The sequence below is a fragment of the Pseudomonas sp. DR48 genome (genome assembly GCF_019823085.1).
Taxonomy (GTDB): domain Bacteria; phylum Pseudomonadota; class Gammaproteobacteria; order Pseudomonadales; family Pseudomonadaceae; genus Aquipseudomonas.
Window position 1 is genome coordinate 1,729,165 of sequence record NZ_CP081946.1, and the last position, 16,398, is coordinate 1,745,562.

General features: G+C 59.2%; 16 protein-coding genes. 8 read left to right on the forward strand and 8 right to left on the reverse strand.

All coding sequences use genetic code 11. The annotated features are described in order from the left end of the window. The first annotated feature begins 31 nt into the window (after positions 1-31). Both rep and K5K95_RS07965 read left to right on the forward strand, forming a co-directional pair. Entirely contained in the window at positions 32-2,041 is a 2,010-nt protein-coding gene (gene rep, locus K5K95_RS07960; RefSeq protein WP_208670888.1) for a DNA helicase Rep, read from the forward strand. A gap of 56 nt (positions 2,042-2,097) precedes the next feature. Continuing rightward, entirely contained in the window at positions 2,098-2,670 is a 573-nt protein-coding gene (locus K5K95_RS07965) for a xanthine phosphoribosyltransferase (protein ID WP_020799401.1), read from the forward strand. Positions 2,671-2,800: 130 nt separating this feature from the next. On the opposite strand, the gene K5K95_RS07970 is transcribed toward K5K95_RS07965, so the two are convergent. The 6 genes from K5K95_RS07970 to dadA form a co-directional block, all read right to left on the reverse strand. After that, positions 2,801-4,723, reverse strand: coding sequence for an acetyl-CoA hydrolase/transferase C-terminal domain-containing protein (locus K5K95_RS07970; RefSeq protein WP_222589013.1), 1,923 nt, complete (start codon positions 4,721-4,723; stop codon positions 2,801-2,803). Positions 4,724-4,858: 135 nt separating this feature from the next. Beyond that, positions 4,859-5,272, reverse strand: coding sequence for a c-type cytochrome (locus K5K95_RS07975; protein ID WP_315903125.1), 414 nt, complete (start codon positions 5,270-5,272; stop codon positions 4,859-4,861). Between the two features lie 182 nt (positions 5,273-5,454). Then, a complete protein-coding gene (locus K5K95_RS07980) occupies positions 5,455-6,003 on the reverse strand; it encodes a cupin domain-containing protein (RefSeq protein ID WP_007947433.1) in 549 nt (182 codons plus the stop codon). A 128-nt stretch (positions 6,004-6,131) separates the two neighbouring features. Beyond that, positions 6,132-7,205, reverse strand: a complete 1,074-nt coding sequence (gene alr / locus K5K95_RS07985; protein WP_222589014.1) for an alanine racemase — start codon at positions 7,203-7,205, stop codon at positions 6,132-6,134. 97 nt (positions 7,206-7,302) lie between these two features. Continuing rightward, positions 7,303-7,656 (reverse strand): RidA family protein, encoded by a 354-nt coding sequence (locus K5K95_RS07990; RefSeq protein WP_090178046.1) that lies wholly within the window; start codon positions 7,654-7,656, stop codon positions 7,303-7,305. Further along, positions 7,628-8,932 carry a D-amino acid dehydrogenase gene (gene dadA / locus K5K95_RS07995; protein ID WP_222589015.1) on the reverse strand — a complete coding sequence of 435 codons (1,305 nt, stop codon included), beginning with the start codon at positions 8,930-8,932 and terminating at the stop codon, positions 7,628-7,630. Before dadA ends, K5K95_RS07990 begins: the two co-directional genes overlap by 29 nt. 157 nt (positions 8,933-9,089) lie before the next feature. Here dadA and K5K95_RS08000 point away from each other — a divergent pair, with 157 nt between their 5' ends. Further along, positions 9,090-9,578: an Lrp/AsnC ligand binding domain-containing protein gene (locus K5K95_RS08000; RefSeq protein ID WP_010465173.1), complete on the forward strand. Its 489-nt coding sequence runs from the start codon at positions 9,090-9,092 to the stop codon at positions 9,576-9,578. A 140-nt stretch (positions 9,579-9,718) separates the two neighbouring features. Here the strand turns inward: K5K95_RS08000 and K5K95_RS08005 are convergent, their stop codons facing one another. Then, the gene (locus K5K95_RS08005) at positions 9,719-10,072 is read right to left on the reverse strand and encodes a YkgJ family cysteine cluster protein (RefSeq protein WP_064680422.1); all 354 of its coding nucleotides are present in this window, start codon (positions 10,070-10,072) and stop codon (positions 9,719-9,721) included. 147 nt (positions 10,073-10,219) lie between these two features. Between K5K95_RS08005 and K5K95_RS08010 the strand changes: the two genes are divergently transcribed. The 3 genes from K5K95_RS08010 (at position 10,220) to K5K95_RS08015 (ending at position 12,777) form a co-directional block, all read left to right on the forward strand. Further along, positions 10,220-11,533: an NAD(P)/FAD-dependent oxidoreductase gene (locus K5K95_RS08010; RefSeq protein ID WP_222589016.1), complete on the forward strand. Its 1,314-nt coding sequence runs from the start codon at positions 10,220-10,222 to the stop codon at positions 11,531-11,533. 105 nt (positions 11,534-11,638) lie between these two features. Further along, positions 11,639-11,944 carry a transposase gene (locus K5K95_RS33010; RefSeq protein ID WP_261398055.1) on the forward strand — a complete coding sequence of 102 codons (306 nt, stop codon included), beginning with the start codon at positions 11,639-11,641 and terminating at the stop codon, positions 11,942-11,944. After that, positions 11,941-12,777, forward strand: a complete 837-nt coding sequence (locus K5K95_RS08015) for an IS3 family transposase (protein ID WP_261398054.1) — start codon at positions 11,941-11,943, stop codon at positions 12,775-12,777. Before K5K95_RS33010 ends, K5K95_RS08015 begins: the two co-directional genes overlap by 4 nt. A 126-nt stretch (positions 12,778-12,903) precedes the next feature. Here the strand turns inward: K5K95_RS08015 and K5K95_RS08020 are convergent, their stop codons facing one another. Then, a complete protein-coding gene (locus K5K95_RS08020; RefSeq protein WP_222589017.1) occupies positions 12,904-13,149 on the reverse strand; it encodes a DUF1127 domain-containing protein in 246 nt (81 codons plus the stop codon). A gap of 179 nt (positions 13,150-13,328) precedes the next feature. Here K5K95_RS08020 and K5K95_RS08025 point away from each other — a divergent pair, with 179 nt between their 5' ends. Both K5K95_RS08025 and K5K95_RS08030 read left to right on the forward strand, forming a co-directional pair. Next, positions 13,329-14,750, forward strand: coding sequence for a PLP-dependent aminotransferase family protein (locus K5K95_RS08025; RefSeq protein WP_222589018.1), 1,422 nt, complete (start codon positions 13,329-13,331; stop codon positions 14,748-14,750). 72 nt (positions 14,751-14,822) lie between these two features. Then, positions 14,823-16,391 carry a phospholipase D family protein gene (locus K5K95_RS08030; RefSeq protein WP_222589019.1) on the forward strand — a complete coding sequence of 523 codons (1,569 nt, stop codon included), beginning with the start codon at positions 14,823-14,825 and terminating at the stop codon, positions 16,389-16,391. Positions 16,392-16,398: the final 7 nt, after the last annotated feature.

Genomic DNA, 16,398 nt, shown 5'->3' on the forward strand with positions numbered 1-16,398 from the left:
GCCCATTTCACAAATGACTCCCTGACTACGCATGTCCCGACTCAATCCCCGGCAGCAAGAAGCCGTGAGCTACGTCGGCGGCCCTCTTTTGGTGCTCGCCGGTGCTGGCTCCGGCAAGACCAGCGTGATCACTCGCAAAATTGCGCACTTGATCCAGAACTGCGGCATTCGCGCCCAGTACATCGTCGCCATGACCTTCACCAACAAGGCCGCGCGCGAGATGAAGGAACGGGTCGGCACCCTGCTCAAGGGCGGCGAAGGCCGTGGCCTGACCGTGTGCACTTTCCACAACCTGGGCCTGAACATCATCCGCAAGGAACACGTGCGGCTGGGCTATAAACCGGGCTTCTCGATCTTCGACGAGACCGACGTCAAAGCCCTGATGACCGACATCATGCAGAAGGAATATGCCGGCGACGACGGCGTCGACGAGATCAAGAACATGATCGGCTCGTGGAAAAACGACCTGATCCTGCCGGCCGAAGCCCTGGAAAACGCACGCAACCCCAAGGAGCAGACCGCCGCCATCGTCTACACCCACTATCAGCGCACGCTCAAGGCGTTCAACGCGGTGGACTTCGACGACCTGATCCTGCTGCCGGTGAAGCTGTTCCAGGAACACGCCGACATTCTCGAAAAATGGCAGAACAAAGTCCGCTACCTGCTGGTGGACGAATACCAGGACACCAACGCCAGCCAGTATTTGCTGGTGAAGTTGCTGATCGGCACCCGCAACCAGTTCACCGTGGTCGGCGACGATGACCAGTCGATCTACGCCTGGCGCGGGGCGCGACCGGAAAACCTGATGTTGCTCAAGGACGACTATCCGTCCCTGAAAGTGGTCATGCTGGAGCAGAACTATCGCTCCACCAGCCGCATCCTGCGCTGCGCCAACGTGCTGATCTCCAACAACCCGCACGAATTCGAAAAGCAGCTGTGGAGCGAAATGGGCCACGGCGACGAGATCCGCGTGATCCGCTGCCGCAACGAAGACGCCGAAGCCGAGCGCGTGGCCGTGGAACTGCTGACCCTGCACTTGCGCACGGACCGGCCGTACAGCGATTTCGCGATCCTGTATCGCGGTAACTACCAGGCCAAGCTGATCGAGCTGAAGCTGCAACACCACCAGATTCCGTATCGACTGTCCGGCGGCAACAGCTTTTTCGGTCGCCAGGAAGTAAAAGACCTGATGGCCTACTTCCGCCTGATCGTGAACCCGGATGACGACAACGCCTTCCTGCGAGTGATCAACGTTCCGCGCCGGGAAATCGGTTCGACCACGCTGGAAAAACTGGGCAACTACGCCACCGAACGCAAGATCTCGATGTACGCCGCCACCGACGAAATCGGCCTGGGCGAACACCTGGATGCGCGCTTCACCGATCGCCTGTCGCGCTTCAAGCGCTTCATGGACAAGGTGCGCGAACAGTGCGCCGGCGAAGACCCGATCTCGGCGCTGCGCAGCATGGTCATGGACATCGACTACGAGAACTGGCTGCGCACCAACAGCTCCAGCGACAAGGCCGCCGATTACCGCATGGGCAACGTCTGGTTCCTGATCGAAGCGTTGAAGAACACGCTGGAGAAGGACGAAGAAGGCGAGATGACCGTCGAAGACGCCATCGGCAAACTGGTGCTGCGCGACATGCTGGAACGTCAGCAGGAAGAGGAAGACGGCGCCGAAGGTGTGCAGATGATGACCTTGCACGCGTCCAAGGGCCTGGAATTCCCGTACGTGTTCATCATGGGCATGGAAGAGGAAATCCTCCCGCACCGCTCCAGCATCGAAGCCGACACCATCGAAGAGGAACGCCGGCTGGCCTACGTCGGGATTACCCGGGCACGTCAGACCCTGGCCTTCACCTTCGCCGCCAAGCGCAAGCAATACGGCGAGATCATCGATTGCGCGCCGAGCCGCTTCCTCGATGAGTTGCCGCCGGACGATCTGGCCTGGGAAGGCACCGACGACACGCCCGTCGAGGTCAAGGCCGTTCGTGGCAATACCGCATTGGCGGATATACGCGCGATGTTAAAGCGCTAGAATCGACTACTTTTTAACCAGCCTTGGACGCACCGCCGTCCTTTGAGGAAAGCTTCATGGAAGCACTGCACAAGAAAATTCGCGAAGAAGGCATCGTGCTTTCCGACCAGGTCCTGAAAGTCGACGCCTTTTTGAACCACCAGATTGATCCGGCCCTGATGAAGCTGATCGGCGACGAATTCGCCACGCTGTTCAAGGACTCGGGGATCACCAAGATCGTCACCATCGAAGCCTCGGGCATTGCCCCGGCGATCATGACCGGCCTGAACCTGGGCGTCCCGGTGATTTTTGCGCGCAAGCATCAGTCCCTGACCCTGACTGAAAACCTGCTGTCGGCGACCGTCTACTCGTTCACCAAGCAGACCGAAAGCACCGTGGCCATCTCCCCGCGCCACCTGACCAGCAGCGACCGCGTGCTGATCATCGATGACTTCCTGGCCAACGGTAAGGCATCGCAAGCGCTGATCTCGATCATCAAACAGGCTGGCGCCACCGTTGCCGGTTTGGGGATCGTGATCGAGAAATCGTTCCAGGGCGGCCGTGCGGAACTGGATGCGCAGGGTTATCGCGTTGAATCGCTGGCTCGCGTTCAGTCGCTGGCCGGCGGCGTCGTCACCTTCATCGAATAACCCGCCACAACGCACATCCCCCTGTGGGAGCGGGCTTGCTCGCGAACGGGCCGTGTCAGTCACCGATGATGTCGACTGACACACCGCCTTCGCGAGCAAGCCCGCTCCCACAGTTGTTTTGTGTTGGCTGTTATTGCGTGGTGGCCTTCAAGCCGGTGAGCAACAGTCGCTGAAACAAGTCCTCTTTCAAGCCTTCCGGATTGGTCAGCTGCATCCGCTCCAGATGCTCGGGAAACGCCGCAGGCTCTGGCGCATCCAGCGCTGCCTTGCCCAGTTCCAGAATCTCCGTCAGCTTGAATTTGCTCTTCAGCCAGTTCAGCGCCCGCAACAGATCCCGCTCCACCTCCGTAAAATCACACCCCAGCGGATATTCCGGAAACAGGTTCGGGTGCCGTGCCTGGATCGCCTGCAAACGCTGCGGGCTGTTGTCGGAAAAACGTGGATCGATACGGAAATTCTTCGGCAACTTGCCAACGCTCTGCGCCTGCTCGATCAATCCCGGCTGGAAGCGAGAGTCGCTGATGTTGAGCAATGCCTCGATCACCGCCGCGTCGGTCTTGCCGCGTAAATCGGCGATGCCGTACTCGGTCACCACGATGTCGCGTAAATGCCGAGGGATCGTGCAGTGGCCGTATTCCCAGACGATATTCGAACTGACTTCACCCCCCGACTCGCGCCAGCTGCGCAGGATCAACACCGAACGCGCGCCTTCCAGCGCATGGCCTTGGGCGACGAAGTTGTATTGTCCGCCAACCCCGCTGAGCACCCGCCCGTCTTCCAGTTGATCGGCAACGCCAGCGCCGAGCAGGGTCACGGTGAACGCGGAGTTGATGAAGCGCGCATCGAGGCGCTGCAAGCGTTTGAGTTCTTCCTGACCGTAGAGCTCGTTGATGTAGCTGATGCGGGTCATGTTGAATTCAAGCCGCTTGTTTTGCGGCAGTTCGCGCAAGCGCTCGTAGTAACTGCGCGGCCCGAGGAAGAACCCGCCGTGCACCGAAATGCCGTCGCTTTGCGCGGCCTCGTCCAGGGTGCCGGCATTCGCCTGTTGCTGGGTCGGCACATCCGGGTAAACCTTGCGCCGCACAATCCCGGCGTCGGCCAGCACCAGCAAACCGTTGACGAACATTTCGCTGCAACCGTAGAGGCCTTTGACGAATGGCTCGACACCGCCTTCGCGGTCAATCAATTGCGCCCACTGGCTGAGATTGATATCTGCCAGCAAGGCCTTGTAGCCATCATTGTCAGCTTGACGCGCCAACAAGGCGGCCGTCAGGGCATCGCCCATGGAACCGATGCCGATCTGCAACGTGCCGCCATCGCGCACCAGGGTGCTGGCGTGCAAGCCGATGAAGTGATCCTGGAACCCGACGGGCATGTTCGGCGTCGAGAACAACGTGCTGTTGTCCTTCTCGTCGATCAGCAAGTCGAAAGCGTCGATGCCGACTTCCGCATCCCCCGGCATATAGGGCAAATCATTGTGCACCTGGCCGACCAGCAGGATCGTCTCCCCCGCCGCCCGCCGTTTGGCGATCATCGGAAACAGGTCGAGGGTGATGTCCGGGTTGCAGCTCAGACTCAGGCGATCGGGATGCTCGCCATGGCTGGCCACCAACTGCGCCACCAGGTTCAAACCGGCGGCATTGATGTCCCGCGCAGCATGACTGTAGTTGCTGCTGACGTAATCCTGCTGGGCTGAGGCGCTATGCAGAAGGCTGCCCGGTTGCATGAAAAATTGATGCACATGAATGTTGCTCGGCAGGCTGTCGTGCTGCAGTCCCGCGAGAAAATCCAGTTCCGGGTAGTCGCCAAACACCCGCTCGATGAAGGGTTCGAGAAAGCGCTTTTGCAAACCGTCGCCCAAGGCAGGACGACCCAGGCACAGGGCGGTGTAGATCGTCAGCTGCCGCTCGGGCAATTGCGCGACGCGCTGGAACAGCGCATTGACGAAATGGTTGGGTTTACCCAGACCGAGTGGCAGACCCATATGGATATGCGCCGGCAACCGAGTCAACACATCATCGACCGCTTGCTCGATAGAACACAGCTGCACCATCTGATCTTCCCTTACATTCCGTGAATTGGGGTTGGACCGAGCTTGCCGTGTCTTTGCTGCAATGAATAGCCTGCGAGGCTAAATCGCGGGCACAAAAAAGCCGCTCTTAAGCGGCTTTTTGTTGAGGAGGCAGGCTTATTTCAGGCCGGACATCTTCTCGATCGCGCCTTTCAGCTCAGGATCGGAGCAATCGGCACAGGTGCCTTTTGGCGGCATGGAATTGATACCGGTGATGGCTTTGGCCAACAGACCGTCAAGGCCGCCTTGTTCTTTGGCACGTTTGCCCCAGTCCGCCGCGTCGCCGATTTTCGGCGAGCCCAACAGGCCGGTGCCGTGGCAAGCGTTGCAATGTTTTGCAATCACTTCATCAGGGGTCTTGGCACCGCCGCCGCCAGCAGAGGCAGCCACTTCCATCCCTTTGCACTCTTGACCCGTCACACAGACCTGGCCGACTGGTTCAAGGCGCTTGGCAATATCGTCGTTCGTCGCAGCTTGAGCGCTGACAGCCCATAGGGCCAATACGGTTGCTGGTGCAGCCAGCATTTTCATAATTAGATTCACGCGTTCACCCTCAATGGTGGCTAGTCACGCCCACGGCCACGGTTCGCAGGCGGGCGCAAGTATAACGGTAAGCCCGCCGCACTGAAACAACCCCAAAGTCGAAGGGGTCTTGTGACGCGGCGGAAAAACACTTCGGGTGCCGCCGCCATACTGGCAGGACGCCTCTTCCCTTAGAAATTGGCTGGCGTGGCTGCGCTGATTAGTCGCGCCGGCGCATCGAACGGATTACGGAAACGGTGTGGCTTGGTACTTTCAAAGTAGTAGCTGTCGCCGGCTTCGAGCACAAAAGTTTCGAGCCCGACCACCAATTCCAGTCGCCCTTCTACCAAAATCCCGGTCTCCTCGCCCTCATGGGTGAGCATCTCGTCACCGGTGTCGGCGCCAGGCGGGTAGATTTCATTGAGGAATGCGATAGCCCGGCTCGGATGAGCCCGGCCGACCAGTTTCATGGTCACTGCGCCATCGGAAATATCGATCAGTTCGTTGGCCTTGTAGACGATCTGCGTCGGTTTTTCCTGCAGGATTTCTTCGGAAAAGAACTCGACCATGGACATGGGAATCCCGCCCAGGACTTTCCTCAGCGAACTGATCGAGGGACTGACGCTGTTCTTCTCGATCATCGAAATCGTGCTGTTGGTCACACCCGCGCGCTTGGCGAGCTCACGCTGGGAAAGTCCTTTGAGCTTACGGATGGATTGCAGTCGTTCACCGACGTCCAATGCTAGCGCCTCCAGGGATTCAGGTTGTTTGAATATTGAGCGTTATCATGGCGAGAGCGTTCAGTATTTACAACACTTGGACCTGAATCCTGTTCAGCGAGGCGACTTCCGGTTCGCGGCGTTTGGCCTTAACCCTCGGAATAGAGCATTGGCACCCGGCGCAGGTTGCAGAAGATCTGGTAAGGAATCGTCCCGGCAGCCGCCGCGACATCACTGGCGAGGATGTTTTTGCCCCACAACTCGACAGTCGAGCCCAGACCGGCCTGCGGTACATCGGTCAGATCGATGCAGAGCATGTCCATCGACACCCGGCCGATCAACTGACTGCGTTGCCCGGCGACCAACACCGGCGTGCCGGTCGGCGCCTGGCGCGGATAACCATCGGCGTAACCCATGGCCACCACACCGACGCGCATCGGCTTTGGCGTAATGAATTTGGCACCGTAACCAATCGGTTCACCGGCCGGCAGTTCCCGCACGCAGATCACTTTCGACTCCAGCGTCATCACCGGTTGCAGGCGCGATGCCACGGCGTTGGCTTCCTCGAATGGCGTCGCGCCGTAGAGCATGATGCCGGGACGAACCCAGTCGCTCGGAATCTGCGGCCAACCCAGGACCGCTGGCGAGTTGCGCAGACTGATCTCGGCCGACAAACCTTTACGCGCTGCTTCAAACACCGCGACTTGCTCGTCGCTGGCCTGATCGTGCAGCTCGTCGGCCCGGGCGAAGTGGCTCATCAGCACAATCTTCGCCACCTTGCCGCTGGCCAGCAACCGTTGATAGGCCGCCTGATAATCCTTTGGGTGCAGCCCCACACGGTGCATGCCCGAATCGAGCTTGAGCCAGACCGTGATCGGCTTGCTCAGCGTGGCTTTCTCGATGGCTTCGAGTTGCCACAACGAATGCACCACGCACCAGAAATCATGCTCGACGATCAGCGACAGTTCATCGGCTTCGAAAAAACCTTCGAGCAACAGTACCGGCGCACGGATACCCGCGGCACGCAGCTCCAATGCCTCTTCGATACACGCCACGGCGAACCCGTCTGCCTCGGCTTCCAGCGCCTGGGCGCAACGCACCGCGCCATGGCCGTAGGCATCGGCCTTGATCACCGCGAGGGCCTTGGCCCCGGTGATTTCACGGGCGATCTGATAGTTGTGACGCAGGGCTTGAAGGTCGATCAGGGCACGGGCTGGACGCATGGCGGCAGACTTCTAGGCGGTCATGGGAATAAAAAACCGGCGCTGGCTGGCGGCGTGAACCGCCACCAGCACCGGAAGAGGGATCTTTCTTGCAGGCTTATGGCAGAGCGGCGACAACCGACAGCTCAACCAGGATCTCGGGTTCACACAGCTTCGACTCGACAGTCGCGCGGGCCGGGGCGACGCCTTTTGGCAGCCACTTGTCCCACACCGCATTCATGCCTTCGAAGTGCGCATCAATGTCTTTCAAGTAAATCGTTACCGACAGCAAGTGGTTCTTGTCGGTCCCGGCCAGATCCAGCAAGCGCTCGATGTTGGCGAGGGTTTCACGGGTCTGCTGTTCAATCCCGGCGCTCATATCGTCGCCGACTTGCCCTGCCAGATATACGGTACCGTTATGGTTGACGATCTGGCTCATGCGCTCATTGGTGAGCTGGCGCTGGATTGACATGTTTTGCGGACTCCTGGGTTTTCTTACCGTAACGGGAAATATCGAGGCCTTCGGCGCTGATCTGCGGCGTTTTCTTCGCCATCAGGTCAGCCAGCAAGCGACCGGAGCCACAAGCCATGGTCCAGCCGAGTGTGCCGTGACCGGTGTTCAGGAACAGATTCTTGAACGGTGTGGCGCCAACGATTGGCGTGCCGTCCGGGGTAGTCGGGCGCAGACCGGTCCAGAAACTGGCCTGGGCCAGATCGCCGCCCTGAGGATAGAGGTCGTTGACGATCATCTCCAGGGTTTCGCGCCGACGCGGGTTCAGCGACAGGTCAAAACCGGCGATTTCAGCCATGCCGCCGACGCGGATGCGATTGTCGAAACGAGTGATCGCGACCTTGTAGGTCTCGTCGAGAATGGTCGATGTCGGGGCCATCGCCGGGTTGATGATCGGCACGGTCAGCGAGTAACCCTTGAGCGGATAAACTGGTGCCTTGATCCCCAGTGGCTTGAGCAACTGCGGCGAGTAGCTGCCGAGGGCCAGCACGTAACGGTCAGCAGTTTCCAGCTTGCCGTCGATCCACACGCCGTTGATGCGGTCACCGGCGAAATCGAGTTTCTGGATATCCTGGCCGAAACGGAATTCCACGCCCATTTTGACGGCCATTTCGGCCAGGCGAGTGGTGAACATCTGGCAGTCGCCCGTTTGATCGTTCGGCAGACGCAGGGCACCGGCGAGGATGTCGGTAACGTTGGCCAGTGCCGGCTCAACGCGGGCAATGCCGGCGCGGTCGAGCAGTTCGAACGGTACGCCGGACTCTTTCAGCACGGAGATGTCTTTCGCCGCGCCATCGAGCTGGGCCTGAGTACGGAACAGCTGGGTCGTCCCCAGGCTGCGGCCTTCATAGGCAATGCCGGTTTCAGCGCGCAATTCGTCGAGGCAGTCACGGCTGTACTCGGACAGACGGACCATGCGCTCCTTGTTCACCGCATAACGGTTGGCGGTGCAGTTGCGCAGCATCTGCGCCATCCACAGGTATTGATCGATGTCGGCAGTCGCCTTGATCGCCAGCGGTGCATGGCGCTGCAGCAGCCACTTGATGGCCTTGAGCGGCACGCCCGGCGCGGCCCACGGCGAGGCATAACCCGGCGAGACCTGCCCGGCGTTGGCGAAACTGGTCTCCATGGCAGCGGCTGGCTGACGGTCCACCACCACCACTTCGAACCCGGCACGGGCCAGATAATAAGCACTGGTGGTACCGATGACGCCGCTACCCAAGACCATAACGCGCATTTTCATATCCCTCATCGCGGCTTGCCGCTGACGTTCGTAGTTGTAGAGCATTGATGTGCGCAGTGTAAAAAAGATTAGGCAGTGCATTTCACTATATAACTGCCTATATTTGGCGAGAATTCTCGGCAAAAACCCTTTTCACGGAGGCGCATCCCCTATGCGTACCAACACTCAAACCAAACGTGAGCTGGACAAGATCGACCGCAACATCCTGCGGATCCTGCAAGCGGACGGCCGCATCTCCTTCACCGAGCTTGGGGAAAAGGTCGGGCTCTCGACCACACCGTGTACCGAGCGGGTGCGGCGCCTGGAACGTGAAGGGATCATCATGGGCTACAACGCCCGGCTAAATCCGCAGCACCTCAAGGGCAGTCTCCTGGTGTTCGTCGAGATCAGTCTGGATTACAAATCAGGCGATACTTTCGAGGAGTTCCGCCGCGCGGTGCTCAAACTGCCCCATGTGCTGGAATGTCACTTGGTGTCAGGGGATTTCGACTATCTGGTGAAGGCGCGGATTTCCGAGATGGCCTCGTACCGCAAGCTGCTGGGCGACATTCTGCTCAAGCTGCCGCATGTGCGCGAATCCAAGAGCTATATCGTGATGGAAGAGGTGAAAGAGAGTTTGTGCTTGCCGATTCCGGATTGAAGATTTGTGCGGCCTGTTCTGGCCCCATCGCTAGCAGGCTGGCTCCCACAGTTGATCTTCAGCGGACACACATTCTGTGCATGACACAGATCCAGTGTGGGAGCTAGCCTGCTAACGATTACAGGCGACTCGGTCTTTCGTCAGACGAGGACCTGTCGGGTAGACGCCATATACTCATGAATCTGCTTCTCCACCCGCGGATGAATCAGCTCCACCGGCCCCCGCCCATTGGGGCACGGCAAGGTCTTTGTGGTGCCGAACAGCCGGCAAATCAGCGGCCGTTCGTCATACACCGTGCAGCCGTCGGGCCCCAGGTGCACGCAATTGAGTTCATCCATCGCCGCATCCTGCTCGGCCCGGGTCTTGCGCGGCAGGCGCGACATTTCTTCCGGTGAAGTGGTCACCGGGCCACAGCAGTCATGACAGCCGGGCACGCACTCGAACGAGGGAATCTGCTGACGCAGCGTGCGGATTTTCTGACTGTTGCAACTCATCGAAGCGCTAACCAATGGCGGGATAGACCGGGATTCTGACGCAAAAGCCCCGATCCAGACAGCAGCAACTGACCAATGTTGCCCGTGCCGGAAGGTCCGGCTTATGCTCCGTCAAATTTTCTCGACACAAGAATCAGGAAGACGCACATGAATGCCCGTGCCCAGCAACCTGCTCCAAGCCACCGGCACGCTGCCTCTTATTACGCCGCCAGCAGCCTGCCGCAACCCGATCATCCGGTGTTGCAAGGAGAGCAGGTGGCCGATGTGTGCGTGGTCGGCGGCGGATTTTCGGGGCTGAACACGGCGCTGGAACTGGCCGAACGCGGCTTCAGCGTGGTGCTGCTGGAAGCGCACAAGATTGGCTGGGGCGCCAGCGGACGCAATGGCGGGCAGTTGATTCGCGGCGTCGGTCACGGGCTCGATCAGTTCACTAACGTCATCGGTGCCGACGGTGTGCGTCAGATGAAACTCATGGGCCTGGAAGCAGTGGAAATCGTCCGACAACGGGTCGAGAGTTTTCAAATCCCCTGCGACCTGACCTGGGGCTATTGCGATCTGGCGAACAAGCCTCGCGATCTTGAAGGTTTTGCCGAAGACGCCGAAGAACTGCGCAGCCTCGGTTACCGCTACGAGACCCGTCTGTTGCAAGCCAATGAAATGCACTCGGTGGTGGGGTCCGACCGCTACGTCGGCGGCTTGATCGACATGGGCTCCGGCCATCTGCACCCGCTGAACCTGGCGCTGGGTGAAGCGGCAGCCGCGCAGCAGTTGGGGGTGAAACTGTTCGAACAATCGGCCGTGACCCGCATCGATTACGGCCCCGAGGTCAAGGTCCATACCGCCCAAGGCTCGGTCCGCGCGAAAACATTGGTGCTCGGCTGCAATGCCTACCTCAATGAACTCAATCCCGAACTCAGCGGCAAGGTGCTGCCCGCCGGTAGCTACATCATCGCCACCGAGCCATTGAGTGAGGAACTGGCGCACTCGCTGCTGCCACAGAACATGGCGGTCTGCGATCAGCGAGTGGCGCTGGATTACTACCGGCTTTCGGCGGATCGGCGCTTGCTGTTCGGTGGCGCTTGTCATTATTCGGGTCGCGATCCGAAGGACATCGGTGCCTACATGCGCCCGAAGATGCTGGAAGTTTTCCCGCAACTGGCCGAGGTGAAGATCGACTATCAATGGGGCGGGATGATCGGCATTGGTGCGAATCGATTGCCGCAGATCGGTCGGCTCAAGGATCAGCCAAATGTGTATTACGCCCAGGCGTATTCGGGCCATGGGCTAAATGCCACGCACTTGGCGGGCAAGTTGTTGGCTGAGGCGATCAGTGGGCAGCAGAACGGCGGGTTTGATTTGTTCGCCCGGGTTCCCCATGTCACCTTCCCCGGGGGCAAGCATTTGCGTTCGCCGCTGTTAGCGTTGGGGATGTTGTGGCATCGGCTTAAAGAGTTGGTCTGAGAGATTTGCTGCGCCCATGCGGACGCCTTCGCGGGCAAGCTGAACTGGCCTAATAATTCCGGACACTTCTTAAGGGCGATATGATTTCGCCAATTTGGAGGTTCCATGAAAGAAAGAAGAGTCTTTTCCCGCGAGTTCAAACACCGTGCGGCCAACATGGTGATTGATGACAATTGTTCGGTACAGGAAGTCTGCGCGTCGCTGGACATTAGTGCCACAGCCTTACGACGTTGGGTGGATCAGGTTCGCAAGGAACACAAGGGGCAACCGGTTCAAGGCACCAAGGCCATTACCGAAGATCAGCGCCAGATTCAGGATTTGAAAGCCAAAATCAAACGCATGGAAATGGAGGCCGAGATCTTAAAAAAGGCTACCGCTCTCTTGATGTCGGACCCCGATCGTTTTCGATGATCGCGGAGCTAAGAGAGTCATACCCGACCGCCATCTTGTGTCGCGTTTTCGACGTTAAGCGCAGTAGTTTTTATGAATGGGTTCAGCGGTGCACCAAGCCAAGGATCAGACGCGAAGAACTAAGAGGCAAAGTCGTCGAGTTACACAGCGAAAGCCGGGAAGCCATGGGGTCCAGAGCGATCAGCAAGCATCTTCAGGCCCAAAACATAGCTGTAGGCAGAAGCCTGGCTAAAGCACTGATGAGGGAGGCCAACATTGTCAGTAAACAGCGCCAGCCTCACCCATTCAGATCCAAAGGAGTTGAAGCATTTGTCGCGCCCAATCTGCTTAAGCGCAATTTCAAGCCAGCCGCGGTCAACCAAGTCTGGTGTGGCGACGTTACCAGTTTGATGGTGGGTAAGCGCTGGGTTCACCTGGCCATCGTGATCGACTTGTTTGCGCGCCGTGTCATTGGTTGGGCATTTTCCCTGGTTAATGACGCCAACTTGGTTAGCAAAGCGCTACGGATGGCGACAGAGCTTCGAGTGTGCATACCTGGACTGATGTTCCATTCGGATCAAGGCTGTCAGTACACCAGCCGCAAGTTTCAAGAGGAGCTGACGCGTCATGGCATCTTGCAAAGCATGAGTCATCGCGGGCAGTGCTGGGACAACGCTCCAACAGAACGCTTTTTCGGCACTCTGAAGTCAGAATGGGTGCCGCGTGGCGGCTATGGCACGAGCGAAGAAGCACAAACCGACATGGTCCGTTTTTTCATGTACTACAACCGCACCAGGCTCCACAGCTACAACAAATACTTGTCGCCAATAGCCATGGAGCAAAAAGCGGCATAAACACCGTAACCGGTGTCCGGATTTACTTGACCAGTTCAAGCCCGCTCCCACAGGATTCAGATCGCTCACAAATCTCCTGTGGGAGCGGGCTTGCCCGCGAAGAGGCCCTTAAGAGCGCCACAAAACTCAGATCCGCCAGAAAGGCTTCAAGCCCTCCTCCCGCGCCTGCTCGCGACTCAAGCCGATATCCCTGAGTTGCTCCGACGTCAGCTCAAGCAACGTCTTGCGCGTGTGCAGGCGATGCCAGAACAGACCCCAGCGACTCAGGCCGGACGGTGCGTTGCGCATCACCGCCTCGCGCGCGCCGTTGTGTTGCCCTGCCGCCAGTTCCTGACTGTGTAACGTCAGCCGCACATCGCTCAAGCCGTTCATTTTGATTGCTCCTGTTTACTTGGGTAGCCAGAGCTTTCATGATGCGCGGACGACGAAAAGCATTACAGATTCAACACAACTGTATTAACTCCATACAGATTAGGTGCTTCTACCACTGAATCCTGTATTTTTGCCCAATCTGTACTGGTTAACCGAATCACCTAAACCGAGACTGCACCATGACCCTTTACGTAAATCTCGCCGAATTGCTCGGCACACGTATCGAACAGGGCTTCTATCGCCCCGGTGACCGGCTGCCCTCGGTGCGGGCATTGAGTGTTGAACATGGCGTCAGCCTGAGCACGGTCCAGCAGGCCTATCGCATGCTGGAAGACAGCGGGCTGGCGACGCCCAAACCCAAGTCCGGCTATTTCGTGCCGGTAGGTCGCGAATTGCCCGAGTTGCCGGCGATTGGCCGCCCGGCCCAGCGCCCGGTGGATATTTCGCAATGGGATCAGGTGCTGGAGCTGATCCGCGCCGTGCCGCGCAAGGATGTTGTGCAATTGGGCCGGGGCATGCCGGACATCACCACGCCAACCATGAAACCGTTGCTGCGCAACCTTGCGCGAATCAGTCGCCGCCAGGACATGCCCGGCCTGTATTACGACAACATCTACGGCACCCTCGAACTGCGCGAGCAGATCGCCCGCCTGCTGCTCGATTCCGGTTGCCAATTGACTGCCAGCGATCTGGTGATTACCACGGGTTGCCACGAAGCGCTGTCCACCAGCATTCGCTCCATTTGCGAGCCCGGCGACATCGTGGCGGTGGACTCGCCGAGCTTTCACGGCGCCATGCAGACCCTCAAGGGCCTGGGCATGAAGGCGCTGGAAATCCCGACCGACCCGATCACCGGGATCAGCCTCGATGCGCTCGAACTGGCCCTGGAACAATGGCCGATCAAGGCCATACAGTTGACCCCAAACTGCAACAACCCACTGGGCTACATCATGCCGGAGTCGCGAAAACGTGCATTGTTGACGCTCGCACAGCGTTTCGACGTGGCGATCATCGAAGACGATGTGTATGGCGAACTCTCCTACAGCTACCCACGCCCGCGTACGATCAAATCCTTCGACGAAGACGGCCGCGTCCTGCTCTGCAGCTCTTTTTCCAAGACGCTGGCGCCGGGCTTGCGCATTGGCTGGGTTGCACCCGGCCGATACCTGGAACGGGTGCTGCACATGAAATACATCAGCACCGGTTCGACCGCGCCGCAGCCGCAGATCGCTATCGCCGAATTTCTCAAGGCCGGGCATTTCGAACCGCATTTGCGGCGGATGCGCACGCAATACCAGCGCAATCGCGACCTGATGATTGACTGGGTCACCCGCTACTTCCCCGCCGGCACCCGCGCCAGCCGTCCGCAAGGCAGCTTCATGCTGTGGGTTGAACTGCCGGAAAGCTTCGACACCCTGAAACTGAATCGTGCCCTGCACGATCAAGGCGTACAGATTGCAGTCGGCAGTATCTTTTCCGCCTCAGGCAAGTACCGCAATTGCCTGCGCATGAACTACGCTGCCAAGCCCACACCGCAGATCGAAGACGCGGTGCGCAAGGTCGGCGCGGCCGCCATCAAGCTACTGGCGCAAAACGACTGAACGCCAGACTGACCTTTCTCGCAAAACCAGCGTCCATATGCCGATAACTGCCGCCACTCGGAACGATCTCACGTGAGATTCAGACAGCCACTGCCCGCTCTTCTGCTACTCACCTCGTTTCTTGGTGGCTGCGCGACCCTCGACGTTCCTCGCGAACCGAGCCAGGCGTTGCCCGCCAGCGACTCGGCATTCGGCCGCTCGATCCAGGCCCAGGCCGCACCTCATCAAGGGCAGTCCGGCTTTCGCCTGTTGTCCAACAGCACCGAAGCCTTCACCGCCCGCGCCGAGTTGATCCGCAACGCTCAAAGCAGCCTCGATTTGCAGTACTACATCGTTCATGACGGCATCAGCACGCGGATGCTGATTGAGGAGTTGCTGAAGGCTGCCGACCGTGGCGTACGAGTGCGGATCCTGCTCGATGACACCACCAGCGATGGCCTCGACCGGATCATCGCGACACTGGCGGCGCATCCGAACATCCAGATTCGTCTGTTCAACCCGCTGAACCTTGGTCGCAGCACTGGCGTGACGCGCACCGCCGGACGGGTGCTCAACCTCTCGCAGCAGCACCGACGCATGCACAACAAGCTGTGGCTGGCGGACAACAGCGTGGCCATTGTGGGCGGACGCAATCTGGGGGATGAGTATTTCGATGCCGAACCCAATCTGAATTTCACCGACATCGACATGCTCAGCGTCGGGCCGGTCGCTGAACAGCTCGGGCACAGTTTCGACCAATACTGGAACAGTGCGCTGAGCAAGCCGATCGACGAGTTTCTCTCAAGCAGACCCACCGCAAAGGATCTGGCAAACACCCGCACGCAGCTGGAAGAGTCACTGCAAGAAACCCGCAAACAGAATCACGCGCTCTATCAGCAACTCATGAGGTTCACCACCCATCCGCGCCTGGACATTTGGCGTCGGGAGCTGATCTGGGCGTGGAACCAGGCGCTATGGGACGCGCCGAGCAAGGTATTGGCCAAGGGCGAACCTGATCCGCATTTGCTGCTGACCACGCAGTTGGCGCCCGAGCTTAAAGGTGTCAGTAAAGAGCTGATCATGATCTCGGCGTACTTCGTCCCCGGACAGCCGGGGCTGGTGTACCTGACAGGCCGCGCAGATGCCGGGGTGTCGGTGAAGCTGTTGACCAACTCGCTGGAAGCCACTGACGTGCCGGCTGTGCACGGCGGTTATGCACCGTATCGCAAGGCGTTGCTGGAACACGGCGTGCAGTTGTTCGAACTGCGGCGCCAGCCTGGGGCGGGCGGAGGCAGCGGTCCGCATGTGTTTCACAGCAAGGCCTACCGTGGCTCCGATTCCAGCCTGCACAGCAAGGCGATGATCTTCGACCAGCAGAAGTCCTTTGTCGGTTCGTTCAATTTCGACCCGCGCTCGGTGCTGTGGAACACCGAGGTCGGCGTGTTGGTGGACAGCCCCGAGCTGGCAGCGCGTGTTCGCGAACTGGCGATGCAAGGCATGGCGCCACCCCTGAGTTATCAGGCGAAACTGGAAAACGGCAAGGTGGTCTGGGTCACCGAAGACAACGGCAAGCTGCACACCCTGACCACCGAGCCGGGCAGCTGGTGGCGGCGGTTCGAATCTTGGATGAGCACGACCGTAGGCCTGGAGCGGATGCTCTGACAGGGCG